The organism is Nostoc sp. NOS(2021), assembly GCF_017115025.1.
GTDB lineage: Bacteria > Cyanobacteriota > Cyanobacteriia > Cyanobacteriales > Nostocaceae > Nostoc.
On record NZ_JABXKM010000118.1, the window covers coordinates 53,553 to 73,374 of the forward strand.

The 19,822-nt window shown below is 42.0% G+C and carries 19 protein-coding genes and 1 pseudogene; 13 read left to right on the top strand and 7 right to left on the bottom strand.

The window, feature by feature from the left end:
* From HWQ41_RS15095 to HWQ41_RS15130, 8 genes and pseudogenes are all read left to right on the top strand, one after another.
* The coding region (locus HWQ41_RS15095; protein ID WP_292764053.1) for a hypothetical protein at nt 1–226 on the top strand (226 nt) is incomplete at its 5' end.
* Nucleotides 227–255: 29 nt separating this feature from the next.
* On the top strand, nt 256–1,569 hold the full coding sequence (locus HWQ41_RS15100) for a Gfo/Idh/MocA family oxidoreductase (RefSeq protein ID WP_292764056.1): 1,314 nt from the start codon (nt 256–258) through the stop codon (nt 1,567–1,569).
* A 150-nt stretch (nt 1,570–1,719) separates the two neighbouring features.
* Entirely contained in the window at nt 1,720–1,860 is a 141-nt protein-coding gene (locus HWQ41_RS15105) for a hypothetical protein (protein ID WP_292764059.1), read from the top strand.
* A gap of 8 nt (nt 1,861–1,868) precedes the next feature.
* Nucleotides 1,869–3,026, top strand: a complete 1,158-nt coding sequence (locus HWQ41_RS15110; RefSeq protein WP_292764061.1) for an XdhC family protein — start codon at nt 1,869–1,871, stop codon at nt 3,024–3,026.
* A 12-nt stretch (nt 3,027–3,038) separates the two neighbouring features.
* Nucleotides 3,039–3,707, top strand: a complete 669-nt coding sequence (locus HWQ41_RS15115) for a nucleotidyltransferase family protein (RefSeq protein WP_292764065.1) — start codon at nt 3,039–3,041, stop codon at nt 3,705–3,707.
* A 168-nt stretch (nt 3,708–3,875) separates the two neighbouring features.
* Nucleotides 3,876–4,234: pseudogene (locus tag HWQ41_RS15120) on the top strand (XisI protein).
* A 44-nt stretch (nt 4,235–4,278) separates the two neighbouring features.
* Nucleotides 4,279–4,458 (top strand): hypothetical protein, encoded by a 180-nt coding sequence (locus HWQ41_RS15125; protein ID WP_292764068.1) that lies wholly within the window; start codon nt 4,279–4,281, stop codon nt 4,456–4,458.
* A 270-nt stretch (nt 4,459–4,728) separates the two neighbouring features.
* Nucleotides 4,729–5,667 carry a pentapeptide repeat-containing protein gene (locus HWQ41_RS15130; protein ID WP_292764071.1) on the top strand — a complete coding sequence of 313 codons (939 nt, stop codon included), beginning with the start codon at nt 4,729–4,731 and terminating at the stop codon, nt 5,665–5,667.
* 34 nt (nt 5,668–5,701) lie between these two features.
* Here the strand turns inward: HWQ41_RS15130 and HWQ41_RS15135 are convergent, their stop codons facing one another.
* From HWQ41_RS15135 to HWQ41_RS15165, 7 genes are all read right to left on the bottom strand, one after another.
* Nucleotides 5,702–6,580, bottom strand: a complete 879-nt coding sequence (locus tag HWQ41_RS15135) for a hypothetical protein (protein WP_292764074.1) — start codon at nt 6,578–6,580, stop codon at nt 5,702–5,704.
* Nucleotides 6,581–6,583: 3 nt separating this feature from the next.
* Nucleotides 6,584–7,861, bottom strand: coding sequence for a DNA methyltransferase (locus HWQ41_RS15140; RefSeq protein WP_292764077.1), 1,278 nt, complete (start codon nt 7,859–7,861; stop codon nt 6,584–6,586).
* Between the two features lie 248 nt (nt 7,862–8,109).
* Entirely contained in the window at nt 8,110–8,343 is a 234-nt protein-coding gene (locus HWQ41_RS15145) for a hypothetical protein (RefSeq protein WP_292764079.1), read from the bottom strand.
* A gap of 2 nt (nt 8,344–8,345) precedes the next feature.
* The gene (locus tag HWQ41_RS15150; RefSeq protein WP_292764082.1) at nt 8,346–10,205 is read right to left on the bottom strand and encodes a DUF4209 domain-containing protein; all 1,860 of its coding nucleotides are present in this window, start codon (nt 10,203–10,205) and stop codon (nt 8,346–8,348) included.
* Between the two features lie 288 nt (nt 10,206–10,493).
* A complete protein-coding gene (locus tag HWQ41_RS15155; RefSeq protein ID WP_012407317.1) occupies nt 10,494–10,844 on the bottom strand; it encodes a DUF1257 domain-containing protein in 351 nt (116 codons plus the stop codon).
* Nucleotides 10,845–10,985: 141 nt separating this feature from the next.
* Nucleotides 10,986–12,497 carry an AAA family ATPase gene (locus HWQ41_RS15160; RefSeq protein ID WP_292764084.1) on the bottom strand — a complete coding sequence of 504 codons (1,512 nt, stop codon included), beginning with the start codon at nt 12,495–12,497 and terminating at the stop codon, nt 10,986–10,988.
* 93 nt (nt 12,498–12,590) lie between these two features.
* On the bottom strand, nt 12,591–12,944 hold the full coding sequence (locus tag HWQ41_RS15165; protein WP_292764087.1) for a hypothetical protein: 354 nt from the start codon (nt 12,942–12,944) through the stop codon (nt 12,591–12,593).
* Between the two features lie 344 nt (nt 12,945–13,288).
* On the opposite strand from HWQ41_RS15165, the gene HWQ41_RS15170 reads away from it, so the two are divergent.
* The 5 genes from HWQ41_RS15170 (at nt 13,289) to HWQ41_RS15190 (ending at nt 19,800) form a co-directional block, all read left to right on the top strand.
* Nucleotides 13,289–13,807 (top strand): hypothetical protein, encoded by a 519-nt coding sequence (locus tag HWQ41_RS15170; protein ID WP_292764090.1) that lies wholly within the window; start codon nt 13,289–13,291, stop codon nt 13,805–13,807.
* A 148-nt stretch (nt 13,808–13,955) separates the two neighbouring features.
* Nucleotides 13,956–15,110: an NAD-dependent epimerase/dehydratase family protein gene (locus HWQ41_RS15175; protein ID WP_292764093.1), complete on the top strand. Its 1,155-nt coding sequence runs from the start codon at nt 13,956–13,958 to the stop codon at nt 15,108–15,110.
* A 12-nt stretch (nt 15,111–15,122) separates the two neighbouring features.
* Complete coding sequence (locus tag HWQ41_RS15180; protein WP_292764095.1) at nt 15,123–15,767, top strand: DUF4291 domain-containing protein; 645 nt, start codon at nt 15,123–15,125, stop codon at nt 15,765–15,767.
* 6 nt (nt 15,768–15,773) lie between these two features.
* Nucleotides 15,774–16,904 carry a glycosyltransferase family 1 protein gene (locus tag HWQ41_RS15185; RefSeq protein ID WP_292764098.1) on the top strand — a complete coding sequence of 377 codons (1,131 nt, stop codon included), beginning with the start codon at nt 15,774–15,776 and terminating at the stop codon, nt 16,902–16,904.
* 274 nt (nt 16,905–17,178) lie between these two features.
* The gene (locus HWQ41_RS15190) at nt 17,179–19,800 is read left to right on the top strand and encodes an adenylate/guanylate cyclase domain-containing protein (protein WP_292764101.1); all 2,622 of its coding nucleotides are present in this window, start codon (nt 17,179–17,181) and stop codon (nt 19,798–19,800) included.
* Nucleotides 19,801–19,822: the final 22 nt, after the last annotated feature.

Genomic DNA, 19,822 nt, shown 5'->3' on the forward strand with positions numbered 1-19,822 from the left:
AGCATTGTCAGCCGACGCATTAGCATTGTCAGCCGACGCATTAACATTGTCAGCCAACACATTAGCATTGTCAGCCGACGCATTAGCATTGTCAGCCGACGCATTAACATTGTCAGCCGACGTATTGGCATTGTCAGCCGACGCATTAGCATTGTCAGCCGACGCATTAGCATTGCAGAGTATTACCAAATTTAATTCGCTACGAATTAATGAAATGCTGTACTAAGTCCAAAATTTCATCATTAAAAAACCACGATGTCTGAATTGTTTAAAGGAAAATTTTCTCGTCGTCAGATTCTAACTACTGCTGGGTTAGGAGCCATTTCAACCACCGCAATTGGTAGTATAGGTGAAGAGGTTGCTGCCCAACAACCAACTCAGCAAGCCACCCCACGCGGAGGTTCCTTGCCGCCTCAGATTAAGTTTCAGCCCATCTCGGCATCAACCGAAGTTGAAACAGGGGGGCCACCAACTGCATTACCTCCAGAGCGACGCTTGGGGTTTGCGATCGTCGGACTTGGCAGACTGGCATTAGAAGAAATCATGCCTGCCTTTGCAGAATCTAAGCTAGCAAAGCCAACTGCATTAGTTAGTGGCGATGCTGCCAAAGCCAATCAAGTTGCACAGCAGTATGGCATCAAACCGCAGAACGTTTACAACTATCAGAATTACGATAATCTCCGCAACAATCCAGACGTTGATGTGATTTATATCGTACTGCCTAACAGTATGCACCGAGAATATACGGTGCGTGGTGCTAAAGCCGCAAAACATATTCTGTGTGAGAAGCCAATGGCAACCACAGTGGAAGATTGTCAGCAGATGATCGATGCCTGCAAACAAGCCGATCGCAAGCTGATGATTGCTTATCGCTGCCAATATGAGCCGCACCATCGCGCCATGATTGAAATTATTCGCAGTAAAGAATTGGGAACCATCAAGGTGATTCAGGCGGACAACGGCCAAAACCAGGGGGGTGACTTAAACCAGTGGCGATTGAAACGTGCCTTAGCTGGAGGTGGCTGTTTACCGGATGTGGGAATTTATTGCTTGAATGCAACTCGCTATTTGACGGGAGAGGAACCGATCGCAATTAGCGCCCAAATCTTCAGCACTCCTGGCGATCCGCGCTTCAAAGAAGTAGAAGAAAGTGCCACCTTCCAGCTACGGTTTCCCAGTGGGATAGTAGCGATTTGCTCCACCAGCTACGGCTTTCACGAAGGGCGTCGGTTTCGCGTCTTCGGCTCTGATGCTTGGGGACAACTCGATCCAGCGTTCTCCTACAACGGTTTACGGATGATGATTTCGCGTAAATCACCAACAAACAGTATGGCAGAAAACGTCAGCGAAGTGCGGATGAGCCAGAAGAATCAGTTCGCTTTAGAAATTGATCACATGGCGGATTGTGTGATTCAGAATAAGCAACCCCATACTCCTGGTGAAGAAGGTTTGCAAGACCAAAAATTGCTCGCGTTGATTTACGAAGCCGCACAAACAGGCAAAACGATCGCTCTACCTCGGATGTCAGGATTGGATGTCACTCGTGGCCCCGCTCCCAGAATGCTTTAGTAAATAGGTGCATGACAAACTCTGCTTGGAGTGCGCTCCCTAACTCTTTGTTTGGCGATCTCTAGATAGTTGCCAAATTGAGTTGGCAACTATCCTGCGGGGAATGATTTTAGAAGTATTTTCGCTTATCTTGGATAGCAGAACACCGCGATGCCTGCGGCGGTAAACAACGCAGTCCCTCTAATCGACTCATATTTGACACTAGCAGCGATACACAATGGCAGAGTCATCACATTGTTTTCATTGGGACTACCTGCTCAAGCTTACAAACTGCTAGAAACAGAAAAATAAGCAATCAAATGAACGAATTACAAGCAATTTTAGAAGGCTTCGAGTCAAGTCAAAAAAGTGGTGAAATCACTTTCCTGGCCACTGTAGTCAAAACTGAAGGTTCAACCTATCGCCGACCGGGTGCCAAAATGTTGATCACAAATACAGGTCGGATGATCGGCACAATCAGCGCTGGTTGCTTGGAGAACGACGTATTTGAGCATACTCAACAACGAATGTCAGACGGCGAACCAATTGTTGTTACTTACGATAACACCGCCTCTGAAGATATTCTTTGGGGCTTTGGTCTGGGGTGCAATGGGATAGTGCAAGTTCTCGTCGAACGTCTTGAGAGAGAAAGTACACCGAATGCGATCGCTTTTATACAGGAGTGCTTTCATAAAAAACATTTGGGTATTATTGCTACAGTCTTTGCCTTTGAAGGCACAGTCAATGTCAAACTTGGGTCGCGCTTACTGCTGTATCCAAATGGTAAAATTATCACTGACATCAAAGATCAAAATTTAATTCCATCTCTGATTGCAGATGCTCAAGCAGCCTTTGCTAATCAAAAGTCAAGCGGAAATAACTATCAGCTACCTTTAGGCAATGCAGAAGTTTTCATCGAAGTCATCCAACCACCCACACCTTTAGTAATATTTGGTGCAGGTTATGACGCTGTACCCGTAGCACAGTTTGCTCAAGCATTAGGTTGGGACGTTACTGTAGTCGATTGTCGAGCTAATGAGGCAACTAAAGAGCGATTTCCAATATCTTGTGATGTCATTCTTAGTCGGCGAGAAATTGTACATAAACAGGTATTTATAGATGACTACACAGTTGCCGTAGTGATGACGCATAATTACCTTGACGACTGGGAAATTTTGAAAATGTTGCTGCCATCTCCTGCACGCTACATCGGGGTTCTAGGCCCAAAGCTGCGTACTGAAAAATTGCTTGAAGATTTAAGCCTGCAAGGAATGGTTTATAATACTGAGCAATTAAAAAGATTGCATGGCCCGATTGGGATTGACATCGGAGCAGATACACCTGAAGGAATAGCGATCGCGATTATTGCTGAAATTCAAGCAGTGCTAACAAACCGCAGTGGTAATTTTTTAAGAAATCGCAATCAACCAATTCACCAATGCTATGAAAGCAGCTTAAACTTGCTACTTACCACATAGTTTTTATCTGTTATGGTATTTAACACTGAGCAAATAGACAATGAAAAATCAACTATAGCCATTATGATTCTTGCTGCTGGTGCATCTACTCGTATGGGTACACCAAAACAACTATTGCTTTACCAAGGACGTAGCTTTTTGCAATACATAACAGAAATGGCGATCGCTTCAGTTTGTCAACCTGTAGTAGTAGTACTTGGAGCAAATGCAGAACAGATTCATCCCCAAATTAAACAACTTCCCGTCAGAGTAGTTAAGAACTTGGATTGGGCTTCTGGAATGAGTGCTTCAATCAAGAGCGGTATTGAATTATTAAATAATCTTCCTCAAAAAATAGAAGCAGTAGTTATTACACTTTGCGACCAGCCATTTGTTTCTCACAAAATTATTAATCAACTTGTGGATGCATATTATTCGACAAAAAAGCCGATCATTGCTTGTGAATATGCGGGTACATTAGGTGTACCCGCTCTATTTAGTCAGATATTTTTTTCAGAACTTGCTGCTTTGAAAGAAACTTCAGGAGCAAAAAAAGTTATCAATAATAACCTGAATGAAGTGTTTTCCATTCCGTTTCCACTAGGGGATATCGATATTGATACACCAAAGGATTACGAACAACTGCTATCAATATCGGCTGGGACTGAGAGCAGTGTTGATGGCTCTGCTAACTGGAGTTGAGGTAACGGGGAATGAAGCGAATATACTTATATATATGGGGTGATTTATCAGTCCAAGCAAAGCTATTATGATTTGCGCTTATTAATCCAACGCTACCAAGTTCGGCTGATTGTTTTCGTCGATCCAGAAGAGGAGGCGAATGCCTCCGGCACACTTCGTGAACGTAAAATGGCAAAAGTAGAACAGTACCGTCAACTTATTCAAGAACTGCTGCTAGCTTACAGCGAAATCAAAGCCAGCAACGAAGAAGTCGAAGCAGAAGTTATTTTTGATAGAGAACGCGTTGGGCTTTGCACCGCCGTAGGCATCGCTACCAACTTGTCAACGCGGGGTGGTCAAATAAGCGCCGTGTATATGGCTGTATTTTGCATCTAGATATTAAAAATGAAAAAATTTGGATTCAATACGATGGTACTGAAGGAGGTATCGCCAATGAACTTATTAGTCGAGGTATACCCAAAAAAGACATCGTTTTGGCTTTTCATTCCCCCTTTAAACGACAATTTACCGAGTTCGCTGTTGGTTAAGATTGCTGAGGTTTGAAAGGAAATAAGTCCCAAATCACATCGGGTTGGCGTTAGCAGCTTCCGGGTTGACGTTAGCTGCTTCCGGGTTGACGTTAGCAGCTTCCGGGTTGATGTTAGCAGCTTCCGGGTTGACGTTAGCTGCTTCCGGGTTGGCGTTTGCTGCTTCCGGGTTGGCGTTTGCTGCTTCCGGGTCGGAACTCCGTATTTTGGGCGAACTACGCTAAATTAAGCAAATTGATTGCCTGGCGACTCCTCACTTAAAATTTCCACTAAGAGATATTGCTCACTAGCATAAGGGTTCAATCAACCCACGTTTGTCACTTGCAATTAGTAATTATATGTTTCACGGTCACAAAAACTGAAGAATGTAATTTAAGACACTGTGCAGCGAAGCGTTACTACCTGGATTTGTTTTAGATTTAAGTCAAGTTTGGTAAAAAATGAATTCAAAATCTTAAAGTTGATCTTAATAAACAGGTTTAGAGCTTAGAGTTATGGATGCAGGAGAATTACTCAGACGCTACGCCATAGGTGAAAGAAATTTTTCTGGTGTCAATTTTAGTTGTCTACACTTGGAAGAAGTTGATCTGTGTGGGGTAAACTTAAATGGTGCTGAGTTGACTGGTACTCATCTTAATGATGTGAATCTGAGTTACGCAAATTTGAGTAATGCCAGTCTACAAAGTGCTACGCTGCTTGGAGCAAATTTTGAAGGTGCTAATTTAAGTAATGCTCGTCTTGACGGAGCTGAAGCAGAGTACGCTAACTTCAAAGCAGCTAATCTGAGTCACGCCAACTTGTCTGGCCGTTTTCAAGGAGTGGACTTTAGCTATGCAGATTTGAGTAACATTTATATGGATCATGGCTGGATAGAAGAAGCAAATATTAGTTATGCCAACTTAAGCAATATCACGACATACCAAAGTACGTTAGATAAAGTTAACCTGCGAGGCGCAAATTTAAGCAATGCTTTCTTTAGTGATAATACAAGACTACGAAAAGCAAATTTGATTGGTGCTAACCTTACAGGTATGGGTATAGGTCAACTTCTTACAGACTGTATCTATGATACTGAGACAATAATTGACGAAAAAACAAGATATCTTTCTATACCTGGAATAGGTCTTTTCGATATTTTTGAAGAAGCTATTTTTATTGGTTCTGGAGAAAATTTAAATTCTGCTAACTTAGAAAATACCGACCTTAGTGATTTGGATTTGAGCGAGGCTGATTTAAGCTATGCAAATTTGAAAGGTACGAATCTAAGCAATAGCTCTCTTTTTCAAGCAAATTTAGAAGGTGCGGATTTAGAAGGAGCAAATTTGACAGGTACTGACTTGGAAGGAGCAAATTTAAACGATGCTCATCTTTATAACGCTATATTTTACAGTACCTTTATGCCAGATGGAAGCATAAGGGATGATGATTGTTAGCAACGATGCTCAAGAATCTCTCCCTAACCTTCGCTCAATGTTCCAATTTTCTTAAAAAGTCTGTCAACAAATTCTTGTTTTGAAAAGTAGCTCGAATTGTATCGCTATTATTATAATCAACGATAACTTCAAATTTTTCAAATTCCCCAACTGGACTGTCAATCTTAAGTGTATCCAGCCCACTAATTGCATCATCAATACTATCAAATTCGTATCTCTTTCCGAAAAGCGGAATTACAACTATATTACTAATGTAACGCTCAAGACAATTTCTAAGCGTTTCCATAAACCTATCTACTTCTTCTTGAGAAACTCGCATCAAAGCCTGTCGCAGTTTTTCTTTATCTGAACTAGTAAGACTATCAAGTTGTCTAAAGGCTGTAGTATAGCTTTCATCAGGAGTGTCTTCATCAAAAGCAACATCAAAATCAATTACTTGAAATGCTGATACTACACCTTTATAGGGAATATAAATAACTGCAAAGCCATTATTTTTTAGTTGTTCTAGCGCTGGCTTTGTGAAATCTCCAGCTAATACTACCCCATAAAAGGGTGCAGATAGATGATGAAGCTCAATAATAGGTAATATCGCCCCTTGGATTTCCTGAGCTTTATTCTTTGAGTGCTTTGTATATCTACGCCACGCAGATTCAATAAATGCAACAGGTCTGCCAAGCTTATTATCCGTGCCATCGACTTCAATCACAAAATCTAGATCATGCTTATTTCCATATTTATCTTCCCAAGTAACCTTTTTACCACTTCTAGCTGCACGCGATCGCTGCCAGTCAAGATAGTAGTTTTTGACTTGAGCAAATTGCTGTAGTCGAGGCTTAAGAATATCATAAAGTACGATATCTTCAAGAAGTTTGCCTAGTTGCTGACCAAACTTGTGTGATGGTGACTGTGCCATAATCTAACTTTCTATCCAAAGCCTTCCTTCATGTAAAGGAATATTATGTTTTCTGTTTTTCCACTTTACATTACGCTCTCTAATTTTCTCAAAAGACCATAAGCAAAACCCTGCCTCAGTTGCTAATTTTCCAAACCACTGCTCAACTGGAACATACACCCCATAAGGAGCCGAATCTCCTATTACAAAGCAAATCTTGCAATCAGATGTTGTAACTCGACGAAGGGCATGGAATACAGATCCTATATCAATAAAGTATGCGGCGATCATTGTGTGATAAGCCTTGTTGCCAGCTTTAGTCTCTCGGACTTTTTCTAGCTCTTTACAAACAGGGATTAGCTCATCTCGAATTGGCTCAAGGATAGGATCAGCTATCAAAGCATCCAGTTTCAATCGATCCTTTGACACATGTTGCGAACTTGAACGAATCAGAAACTTACGAACTGTATCATGTAAATCCCCCCAAGAATTAACCTCGCCCCAAAAGGTCATTTCGAGACGCGTTGCATCAGCATAGTCATAGTTGTTTGCATACGGTGGAGAGGTTATTACTAAATCTATTGACTTATCGGGAATACCTTCTAAAATCCTTGCATCTTCTTTAAGAAGGGTAGCTTGGCTTGCTGTTCTAAGACACTGCATATAACGCATATCTTCTAACATCAAAGCGACTTGGGTATCTAGTGCATTAAGTGGTTTAGAAATCTTGGCTTTTCGTTTGTTTGGAAGAATATATTGCCACTGCGCCGTGCCTACATAGCTTGACAATCGTAAAGTAGCAGAGATTGCTAGAAAAGTGAGAGACTGTAACTCTTCAGATAGGGTTGGAGCTAGTTCTAAATAGGCTTGCCTGATTTTGAAGAGATATATTAATACATCCTCGGTGTAGCATTTGCTTAATAACACTGGCATTTTGTCTGGAAACTTTGGCTGAAGATTAGCAGCAAGATTTTTAATCTCAGCGATCGCTGACAAAAACTCATGGGTATGTATCTCCCATGAGAGCTTCCCTTGTGCAAGCCGATAAACAAAAGGGTGCGCTTCAATGCCGTAGGAATTCACACCAAGCTTATCAGCAGCAATACAAACAGTGCCAGAACCTGCAAATGGATCGAGGACAATTTTCGGTTCCAGTTCTGCGATTACTCCTTCAACCCAAGTTGCTGAAAATCCAGCAGAATACCTAAACCATCTATGAATAGGTAATTTCATATTGTCAGTAAATGTGCCTGTTCTTTCTGTAATAGCTCTTGATTGAAAATCATTGCGAAGTTCAGGCATCAAATTTAAAAGCTGAAGTTAATAGGGCTTACTCATTTTAAATTAGTATTGACTAGAGTCATAAAAAATCAGCGAAAACTTACGCGAAGTTTTAGCATTAGGTAATGCTACAAAACAGCCTTTTTTAATTTACCTAGTTCCCCGTCGTACTGCTTCTTTTTATTTTACCAATTCGCTTCCGCCCAATACTGCGGTTTGATTCGCCTGTATCCGTATCTACGCCCGGACTTCTTCAGGAATCTGGCTCACTAGCTTAAGGGTTCAATCAATCCACGTTTGACAGCTTCGCTCAAAACAGTGGCTTTTCTTAAAAGTCCTTCTTGATAGACCTGCATCAGGGTTTGTAACTCTGAGCGATCGCTTTCAGTAAGAGTCCCTGATTGTTGGCGATCGAGCAGTTCACTTAACCGGGCATCCTGTTCTGGTTCCATTTGCAGTTTGGTCAGCACCAGGACTTGTTCATCAGAAAGGGCAAATATCATTTTTATTCCTCTTTAGTTTTACTAGCCCATTGTCTGTAGCTTGGTATAAGGCATAGATATAGTGTCAACCACCAAAGGTATAATACTTCGGGTGCGAAAAACCGCTCATAATCAAATAAACCGTGGCAAATCTCATTCCTAAGATTAGAACCTAAAGGTTCAATTAACAAACATCTCAAACTAAAAATAATGTTCTTTGTTAAAAGTTGCTTTAAGTCAGCTAATTCCAGAACTTTACCAAGAGTGTAATCATGTTGAAGTTGGAGGTGAGAAGTGATAGATCCATTGAGCTTCAAAATATGGCGTAATGAGTTCTCTACTTGTGGAATTAAGAGGTGTGCTGCAACAACAGAATCTCCTTTTAATCCAGCTATCAAGCCTCTTGCATAAAGATGCTCACGTCCTTTTGGAATAAATAGATTTTCATTGATAATAAAAGATAGATCATCCAAGCTTACATTATGTTCAGAGCAAATTTGATTACAAGCAGGGGCAATAAAGTTAATCCCGTGGTAACATTGATAGAAGTTAGCAATTCTGAACATAGATTCTACTAAAACGTCTTCATTTCCACTAACAGCTTTTGTTTTTCCTTCTTCATCTACTAGAACTCTTGGAATTAAATAAGATATTTTGTGTGACTCTATATCCTGCTTTGCTTTTGATTCAATATCCTCAAAGCTATGAATCAAATTAGATCCGAATGCTAAAGAATATAAAGCATCATATAGTGACTTCTCTTTCACCAATTCTATCGCTATTTGCTGTATTTGAGGATTTATAAAATCGTTGTTTTCACCTTCACTAAGAGGAATACTAAACATATTAGACATTGATTTTTTTTGATAATCGAGCATCTGCTTATGTAATTGCTCTATACGTGCAGAAGTCCCTTGTCTTTTTCCAAAAGTATCCTCAATCTTCTTGAAAACTCTGAGAGCATTTTCAAGCCGTCCAGCCGCAACACTATAAACATTATGTTTATTTTCAACAAGAGCTTGCTCGGCATACCAAACCTCAACTTCTGCAAGATACAACTTTGCAATACGTTCAGATTCTTTGTCACCAGCAATTTTGTACCATTCGCTCTCGATATCACGATAGGCTTTTTTATGATAAAAAGCTTGGTGATAATCTGGAAATTTCTCCATACAAACTGCTTTTTGTGCAGCAATGGTTGCATATTTAGTTGCATAGATTAAAAAGTTACTGTGGATAATATTGAGGCTCTTTCTGAACTCTTCTTGGAGTACTTTCATAGCACTACCTGTCAAGAACTCATTATCTATACCTATATAGCGATCTATAAGTTTGTCAATATGATTAAAAACTTGATATCGTATTACACTATTCTTTTTTCCATCAATGAGAGGTGCTAACTGTGCTGCTCGTTGTAATCTTTCATAACAACTCATCCAGTTTTCTGTATCTTCTAGATTCCTTGCTGATTGAAGATATGACTCTACAGCTACCTTAGCCATTCGTATTGGTCTAGCATTTTCTGGATCTCGTTTACAAATCCAGAGTATGTCAGCTAACCTTGCCAGCATTTCAGGATCAGTTATCTTTATAGCTAACCCTCTTAATATAGCCAAATGATGATCAGACAAAGCTGAGTTTATCATCTCTTGTACAGCAGGGAGGCTCTGCGGCTCCATCAGAAGAGAAGTAATCTCACTCAAAAATTTGAAAATCTCCTGAGCTATACTGTCACCAGATAATTTATATGCTTCGGATTTTATCCAAAATTCCTTACTGTAATTCTGGCATTCTTTTGGAATTTTTTTATATAATATCTCTGTCCATTGATACTTATCAAAGTCTGATAACTCAAACTGTGGTACAGATTCAAGTTGTGACATATTTACAGTTTATAAGGCATAATTTGGGATTTCAAGTAAAAAACTATCCAAACTGTAGGGTTTGTTTGGTGGAAGTTATAACGCACCATCGCTACAACAAGAAGTAATAAAAGACTCATTTGGTAGCAAATCACTGAATAAAGCGAGTAGTTCCAAATTGAATTCTATAAAAATTAATTAATATAATAAATTGGGACTGAGAAATAAATCTCAGTCCCGATAAAAAAGCGGGTTAACCGCTATTTATATGGTTAACCCGTGCAGCTTTGGGAACGCGCAGAGAAATTGTTATTGCAATACCAACTTCACATTGGCGTTTTGCAGACCGCGTTGTTTTACTTCAGCCAAAGTTTTGTTAACGGCATACTTTTGGTTGATGGAGTTGATCAACTCGGTTTGGTTGTGCTTCTTAGCAACTCCCCACAAGTCAGCGATTAGGTCAAAAGAACCATCGCTGTTGCGAGACCAGCCGAGGTCATATTCGCCATCCAACATAGCAACGATGTCAGAACGGACACGCTGACCGTTATAACCACGGACATCAGCTTCAGTCTTTACGCTGATACCGAGGTCGCGCAAGGAAGCCTTGAGGATTTCGGCATCGGTGATTTTGGTACGCAGGGTGCTAAAGTGAGACATTTGGGTTTCCTCCAATGAGAAGATTGAGAAAAACGACAACGGTTTGTTTTGGGCGAAGCCGCGCTTAACAGGATGCGGCTTTTTTTATAACTGCTAGCATTCAGAGCTAGCCTTTCCCCCTGGGATGGCAGAGGAAAGCTTTTAGAACTCCATTCGCTGATATTCAGCTACGGAGGATGCTGCGGGGCGTGCTCGCTGTCTGGCCCAATCTCTCAGAGCCGTTACTTGTTCTTGCATCGTTCGAGACAGCGGCAAGGTTGCCTTCAGTGCAGCAATAATATCTAGTTGGGTGAACTCCCGATCTTGGGCAAAAGCTTCATACATTGCCGCAACGATCGCTTGCTCAACTTCTGCCCCAGAAAAGCCATCAGACATCTTAGCTAGTTGCTCAAGGTCAAATCGAGAGATGTCTTCACGGCGCTTGGTCAGATGAATATTGAAAATCTGCTGCCGTTCTTCCGGTGTTGGCAGATCGACAAAGAAAATCTCATCAAAGCGTCCTTTCCTCAAAAACTCGCCAGGTAAGCGTTCTACTCTGTTGGCAGTTGCCATCACAAACACTGGTGACTTCTTATCTTGCATCCATGTGAGGAAAGAGCCGAAGATTCTACTTGAAGTCCCCCCATCAGAATCAGAGGAACCTCCACTACCAGCAAAGGATTTATCCAATTCATCGATAAACAAAATCGCTGGGGAAATAGATTCTGCTGTTTTCAGGGCGTTTCGCAGATTTGCCTCACTTCGTCCCACCATTGAGCCGTCGTAGACTCGCCCCATATCCAACCGCAACAGTGGTAAACCCCACAGTCGGGAAGTAGTTTTGGCAATTAATGACTTACCACAACCGGGAACTCCGAGAATTAACATCCCCTTTGGTTGAGGCAAACCATACTCTCTCGCTCTTTCTGTAAAAGCGTTGGAGCGTTGCTTGAGCCATCTTTTTAACTCTTCTAAGCCACCTACAGCATCAATGGTTTCATCTTCTTCAATGTATTCTAAGATCCCATTGCGCCGAATTAGTTGCTTTTTCTCAGATAAAACGATATCTACTTCATCTTCCGTCAAACGCCCTGTAGTTACCTGTGCCTTGCGATAGACTTTCTCAGCTTCATCTTTAGTTAGACCCAAAGCTGCCCTGAGAAGCTTTTCTCTGGCTTCTGTTGTCAGCCGCCGACCACGATTTTGGTCTGTATGATAAGTCAGTACTTTATTCAACTCAGCCATATCTGGCAGTGTAAAATCCAGAACGACAACTTCTTTTTCCAGCTCTATAGGTACTTGCTGCATCGGCGACATCAAAATGATATTCTTCTGCGTACCTTTGAAGCTGGCGATCGCATCACGCAACGATCTATTAGTTGCAGGAGCATCTATAAATGGATGTAAATCTTTAAGAATAAATATACTAGGTTCTTTCTGCCGGATGATCCACTCAATCGCCGCCTCTGGAGACACGGTATTATGTTGGGTGACATTCCGGGGTTGACCATACTCCACAATCCCGTGTGTTACTGTCCAAATAAATACTCGGCGCTGGGGCTTTAACAACTGGGCGATCGTGGAAACTGCTTGCTCGGCCCGCTCTTCCTCGGAGGTCACAAGGTAGATTAAAGGGTATTGAGCTTGAATTAGGATATTGAGCTCTTCTTTCATACATCGACCTACTTGAGACCTTATAGAGACAGTAGAGACATTGCTTCTGGTAAAGACAACCGAATCATGAATTGATTCATAATTCCTATCTATCTAGCAAGGAACTAACTCTTCCTCACCCTTGGGATGGGTTTCATCTTCATCCATCTGATCAATGGAAAGATGTTCTTGACCGACTACTCCTGGTTGATTGCCCAAAGCAACCAGTTCCCCATCACGTAAGACTAGTGAGCTATCACAAGTTGGGCATGAATAAACTCTATGAGTCCGCCCATAAGAAGAATCTTCTACCTCGTCAACCATTTCTGAATTAGATAGGTAAAAAACGAGGGCACGTTCGGCTAGTTCTGACATTGGTTCGGAATCGACTGCTGAACGAATCTTCAGTTTTCTGTGCAACTCTGGCGATAAATACAAAGTGACCTTTTGCTTAGTTTGCGTTTGCATATAACTCTTTAACGGTCTTACCCGGGTATGTATATCAAGTTATAGGTTCTTTTATTGGTTGTCAAGACGGTAAAACGTTTTAACGCTACTTTTGTTACATTTGTTTACATTTGGGGCTGAGATGCTGTTTAATTGAGCGATTTATCGCTCACTACAAACCTCTCAGAATTAATTAGGACTTACGCACTCAAAACCTGAAACCTCGATGGGAATTAGCGATCGCTAATTAACGATGAACCAATGATTGCTTGACTTGGCTTATTTTTTAGTTATCTGGAGCGTAAGCGGATTAAGTTTCTGGTATTTCTATAAAATCAGTGACTTTGGCAAAATGTGTGATCTAAATGGGTACTGCTAATAAAATCTGTAGTTTGGGGCGAAGAATTTATCGGTTTGCCGCCAGCGTTAGCGGAGTCATTGCCCTGTTCATAATCCTGTGGGGTTGTACTGCAAATGATTTTAACGCCGGAGCGATCGCCTGGAAAACTTATAGCAACTCCCGTTATGGCTTTGAATTTCCATACCCGAGTAACTGGACTTCTTTAGCAGCCCCAGCAAATGATGATGGAATGGCATTCATTTCATCACAAGATAACTCAGTGGAAATTCGGGGGTGGGCAAGTCAGCAGTTACCAAATGATCAAGAGTCGGTGAAAAAGATAAAATCCAACTTTAAGACCGCCCAAGGAGTATCTGGGGTAATGGTTGTAGAAGTTGATCAACGAGTAAGTTCGATGACACTAACACTAACTCAGAGTCAAGTGAAATACTGTTTACAGGGACGAAGCAAGAGCCAAAAATTTCAAGATTACTATCGTTTGTTTTATTACATTGCCCAGCAGTATCGGATTTCAAAGTCCTGAGTGAGAAGTTAGGAGTGAGAAGTTAGGAGTTAGGAGAATTCCCTTGATCTTTCCCCAGATGCCTAAATCCACATCTCCCCCAGAATGATGATTGAGACGAGACAGAAACCTGATAGATTTAGCTATCAGCAAGTAAAAACTGGTGAAGATGAAAGTCCTGGTTATTGGTGGTGATGGATATTGCGGTTGGGCAACTGCTCTTTACCTTTCCAATCGAGGTTATGAAGTTGGAATTTTAGATAGTTTGGTGCGGCGGCACTGGGATAATGAACTTGGTGTTGAAACTCTCACTCCGATCGCACTAATTCAGCAACGCCTCCAGCGCTGGCAAGATTTGACGGGTAAATCTATCGACTTGTTCATCGGCGATATTACTAATTACGAATTTCTCCATAAAACATTACATCAATTTCAGCCAAACGCCCTAGTGCATTTTGGTGAACAGCGTTCGGCTCCATTTTCGATGATTGACCGCGAACACGCAGTTCTCACCCAGGTGAATAATGTAGTTGGTACATTGAACTTACTGTACGCCATGCGGGAAGATTTCCCGGATTGCCATTTGGTGAAGCTGGGGACGATGGGTGAATACGGTACACCCAACATCGACATAGAAGAAGGGTACATCACCATTGAACACAATGGACGCAAGGATACCCTACCTTATCCCAAGCAGCCCGGTTCAATGTACCATTTAAGCAAAGTCCATGATAGTCATAACATCCACTTTGCTTGCCGGATCTGGGGATTGCGGGCAACGGATTTAAATCAGGGTGTAGTTTATGGCGTGTTAACTGAAGAAACGGGGATGGACGAACTATTGATTAATCGGCTGGATTATGATGGTGTGTTTGGTACAGCACTGAACCGCTTTTGTATTCAAGCAGCGATCGCACACCCCTTAACCGTCTATGGTAAAGGTGGGCAAACTCGCGGATTTTTGGATATTCGGGATACAGTCCGATGTGTGGAATTAGCGATCGCTAACCCGGCACAACCAGGAGAATTCCGCGTATTTAACCAATTTACCGAACAATTCAGTGTCGGCGACTTGGCATTGATGGTGAAAAAAGCTGGTAATGCTATGGGATTGAATGTAGAAATCAATCACCTAGATAATCCCAGAGTTGAGAAAGAAGAACATTACTTCAACGCTAAAAACACCAAATTGCTCGATTTAGGTTTACAGCCTCACTTGCTCTCTGATTCTTTGCTCGATTCTCTGTTAAACTTTGCGATCAAGTATCAGAAACGAGTTGATCACAAACAAATTATGCCTAAAGTCTCTTGGCACAGAAATTAGGGTAAACCCTGCGTGCGGCTGATAACAGAACCTTATTTAACTCAAGTCAGTAATTGGCCTAAAAATGGTCGTTATATTTTAGCACAATATGACGACCATTCAATTGTTGTTTATCAGGCGTTTCGTCCAGCTATTGGTGACTTCGCCGCCACCTACGGTTATTTTGGTGGTGAGTTCAGTTTTAACCGCATGAGTTGGATCAAACCTAACTTCCTCTGGATGATGTATCGTTCTGGATGGGGTACACAAAATGGGCAAGAGGTAGTGTTAGCTATTTGGATTAAGCGTTCGGCTTTTGATGAAATTTTAGCGGCGGCTGTTCATTCCAGCTACGTTCCAGAACTTTATCCCGATAAAAGTGCATGGCAAAGAGCATTAAAGCAATCACAAGTCCGCCTACAATGGGACCCAGACCATCACCCATCTGGGACAAAATTAGAACGACGCGCTATTCAGTTAGGGTTACGTGGTCAAGTGCTAGCCGCTTACGCCAAAGATTGGATTGTGAACATCGAGGACATCTCGGACTTTGTACAAAAACAGCGGCAAAACATTAAGTCTGACTGTGCAGAATTGATTACACCACGGGAGACAGTTTACTGTGTGTTTGATACCGAAACGCAAGAAAAGCTGAGATTATCTGCCTGTACTGAATAGTTTTATATGAGAATTGCTCTATTTACCGAAACCTTTTTACCCAAGGTTGACGGCATTGTAACGCGCCTGCGCCATACTGTTGACCATTTACAGCGCAGTGGTAATCAAGTGCTGGTGATTGCCCCTGATGGAGGCATCACCGAATACAAAGGCGCTAAAGTTTACGGCGTTACTGGCTTTCCTCTGCCATTGTATCCAGAACTGCAAATGGCATTACCCCGCCCAGCCATTGGTTATGTTTTAGAAGAGTTTAAGCCAGATGTTATTCATGTCGTAAATCCAGCCGTTTTGGGTTTAGCTGGCATATTTTATAGCAAAATCCTCAAAATACCCTTAGTGGCGTCTTATCATACGCATTTGCCCCAATATCTTCAGCATTACGGCTTGGGGATGCTGGAAGGGCTTCTTTGGGAATTGCTGAAAGGCGCTCATAATCAAGCAGCTTTGAATCTGTGTACCTCAACAGCAATGATGGAGGAACTGACAGCACATGGTATTGAACGTGTAGATTTATGGCAGCGAGGGGTGGATACTGAATTATTTCATCCCGATTTGGCTAGTGTAGAGATGCGATCGCGCTTATCACAAAATCATCCAGAAAGTCCATTGCTACTTTATGTTGGGCGGCTTTCCGCTGAAAAAGAAATTGAGCGCATCAAACCAATTTTAGAAGCAATTCCTCAAGCGCGGCTGGCATTGGTTGGGGACGGGCCCCACCGTCAAGCATTGCAAAAACACTTTGCTGGCACAAACACTTATTTTGTTGGGTATCTCATCGGGCAAGAATTAGGTTCTGCCTTTGCGAGTGCTGATGCCTTTATCTTTCCTTCCCGTACAGAAACATTAGGCTTAGTACTACTAGAAGCAATGGCAGCTGGCTGTCCGGTGGTAGCAGCCCGTTCGGGGGGGATTCCCGATATTGTGACAGATGGGGTAAATGGATATCTTTTTGAGCCAACAGCAGATGTTCAAGGAGCGTTAGTTGCTACTATTCGCCTCTTAGAACAAAAACAACAACGAGACATCATCCGTCAAAATGCTCGCCAGGAAGCAGAAAGTTGGGGTTGGGCAGCTGCTACTAGGCAGCTACAAGATTACTACCAAAAGGTGATATTTTCTGAACAGTTGGCAAAATAGGGGAGTGGGGAGTGGAGAAGTGGAGGATGAGCGAGCAGGGGAAGATTAACAATTCAAAATTCAAAATGACGCTCGCAGACTCGCTAACGCTGCGCTAACAAAATTCAAAATTCAAGACATTTTCAGACGGGGATTTAAACCCCGACTGAAAATAACGCTACCTGTATTGTTGGGGTCTTAAACCCTTTGATTTACGATAACTAATGCCCCATGCCCCATGCCCAAAATTTAAAATTTAAAATCTAAAATCTAAAATCTAAAATCTAAAATTCCCATGACACTCCCCAACCCTGGTAGCGTCTTGGCTACATTAACTGAACTGACTCAAGTTAATCGTACTCACGCCCTACTGCGTCGCGTAAAAGACTTATCTGTTAATGAATTTGTTTGTTTACTTGACTTCATAACTGCTGAGTTCCAGCAATTTCTTAGAGCCATTGAACTGATCAATAATGAAGCTCTAGAAACTATGTTGGAGAAGGTGCTAGAAGCTATCACACTCAAAATTGGTCAAATCCTCCAAGCAGAACACACAGCTATTTTTTTAGTTGACTATGACAAAGGTCAACTGTGGTCAAAAGTTCCCCAAGATAATACCCAAAAATTCTTAGAAATTCGTACTCCCATTACAGTGGGTATCCCCGGTCATGTTGCCAGTACAGGTCAATATCTCAATATATCTGAAACTTATACTCACCCCCTATTTAGCCCCGAACTTGAAAAACAAATGGGCTACAAAATTCACAATATTTTATGTATGCCCGTTATCAGTAGCAAAAACCAGACTGTAGCGGTGGTGCAACTGGCTAATAAAACCGGGAATGTTCCGTTTAACCATGATGATGAAGAACGTTTTCGAGACTTCGCCGCTTCTATTGGTATTATTCTGGAAAGCTGCCAATCTTTTTATGTAGCAGCTCGTAATCAACGAGGCGCAACGGCTTTGTTGCGGGCAACTCAGACACTGGGGCAAAGTCTGGATTTAGAAGCAACTTTGCAGATAGTCATGGAACAAGCTCGAATTTTAATGCAAGCAGACCGCAGCACACTGTTTTTATATCGTAAAGAGATGAGCGAACTCTGGACGAAAGTTGCTGCGGCGGCAGATGGCACAAACTTGATAGAAATCCGCATTCCCGTTAACCGTGGCATTGCTGGCTATGTGGCCTCTACTGGTGAAGCCTTAAATATTTCCGATGCCTATAAAGATCCCCGCTTTGACCCGACTACAGATAGAAAAACTGGGTATGTAACTCGCAATATTCTGTGTTTGCCAGTTTTTAATTCTGCAAATGAATTAATTGGCGTAACGCAATTAATTAATAAGCAACAAAACAGTTTTACTGCTTCTGATGAAGAGTTTATGCGGGCTTTTAATATCCAGGCAGGAATTGCTTTAGAAAATGCTCGCCTGTTTGAAAATGTGCTGTTAGAAAAACAGTATCAAAAAGATATTTTGCAAAGTCTGTCAGATGCTGTAATTTCTACAGATATGGCAGGACGGATTGTCACGATTAATGATGCGGCACTGGAGTTATTGGGTTCTCCTATAGGAGAGGCTAATACTAAGAATAACAAGCTTTTGTGGGAACAAAATTTGATTGGCCGCCTAGTTTGGGAAGTTGTGCCGATTGAAAATCTCCAAATGCGACTAGAAGATAGTTTAAAAACTGGAGCTAAACATTATGTGCCAGAGCAAAGTTTGATGGTGGGACTTTATCAAGTCCTGAGTGCTGTTAGCGGTAGCGGGGCGTTTAGCCCGTGCCGGGTATTAAGTGAAAATCAGGACTCAGGACTTAGGAATCAGCATTCAATTTTAGCAGTGCGCGATCGCACTAACCCCGATGTTTTCATTCCCTGGAATCTACCCCTCACTCCCCAATCTGAGTTTCTCAGTGCTGATGAGGTGGAAAAATTAGAACGCAGTATCAATCTCACTGTTAATCCCCTAACTAACCCAGAAGGCGCTGTACGCGGTGGTTTGGTGGTGTTGGAAGACATCAGTCAGGAAAAACGCATGAAAACTACCATGTCTCGCTACCTAACGCCTCATGTAGCTGAACAAGTTATGGCGCTGGGGGAAGATGCTTTAATGGTGGGTGAGCGCAAGGAAGTAACCATTTTGTTTTCTGATATTCGGGGCTACACAACACTTACAGAAAATCTCGGTGCAGCGGAGGTGGTATTGCTGCTCAATCAGTATTTTGAAACGATGGTAGAGGCGGTTTTTAACTACGAAGGCACTCTAGATAAATTTATTGGTGATGCCTTAATGGCGGTATTTGGTGCGCCGCTACCACTTACAGAAAATCATGCTTGGAGGGCTGTGCAGTCAGCGTTAGATATGAGATGCCGCCTAGAAGAATTTAACCAGCGACGAATTATCCAGGCGCAGCCACAAATTCGTATTGGCATTGGGATTAGTTCTGGAGATGTGGTTTCGGGTAATATTGGTTCCCGCAAACGGATGGATTACACCGTAATTGGCGATAGTGTAAATTTGAGTTCGCGCTTGGAAGCAGTAACTAAGGATTATGGTTGTGATATTCTTTTAAGCGAATTCACTTACCAGCTTTGCAGCGATCGCATTTGGGTGCGCCAGTTAGATAAAATTCGCGTCAAAGGAAAATACCAGGCGGTGAATATCTACGAGTTAATTGGCGATCGCAATACTCCCCTAGATGCCAATACTCAAGAGTTTTTGTTTCACTATCATACTGGACGCTCGGCTTATTTATCGCGCAACTTCTCAGAAGCGATCGCCTGTTTTGAAGCCGCCAAATGCATCCAACCCCAAGACCAAGCTGTTGATATGCACCTAGAACGTGCGCGTAATTACCAACTAACGCCGCCCCTAGAGTCTTGGGATGGTGTCTGGACAATGCTTACTAAGTAGTCATTAGTCATTAGTCATTAGT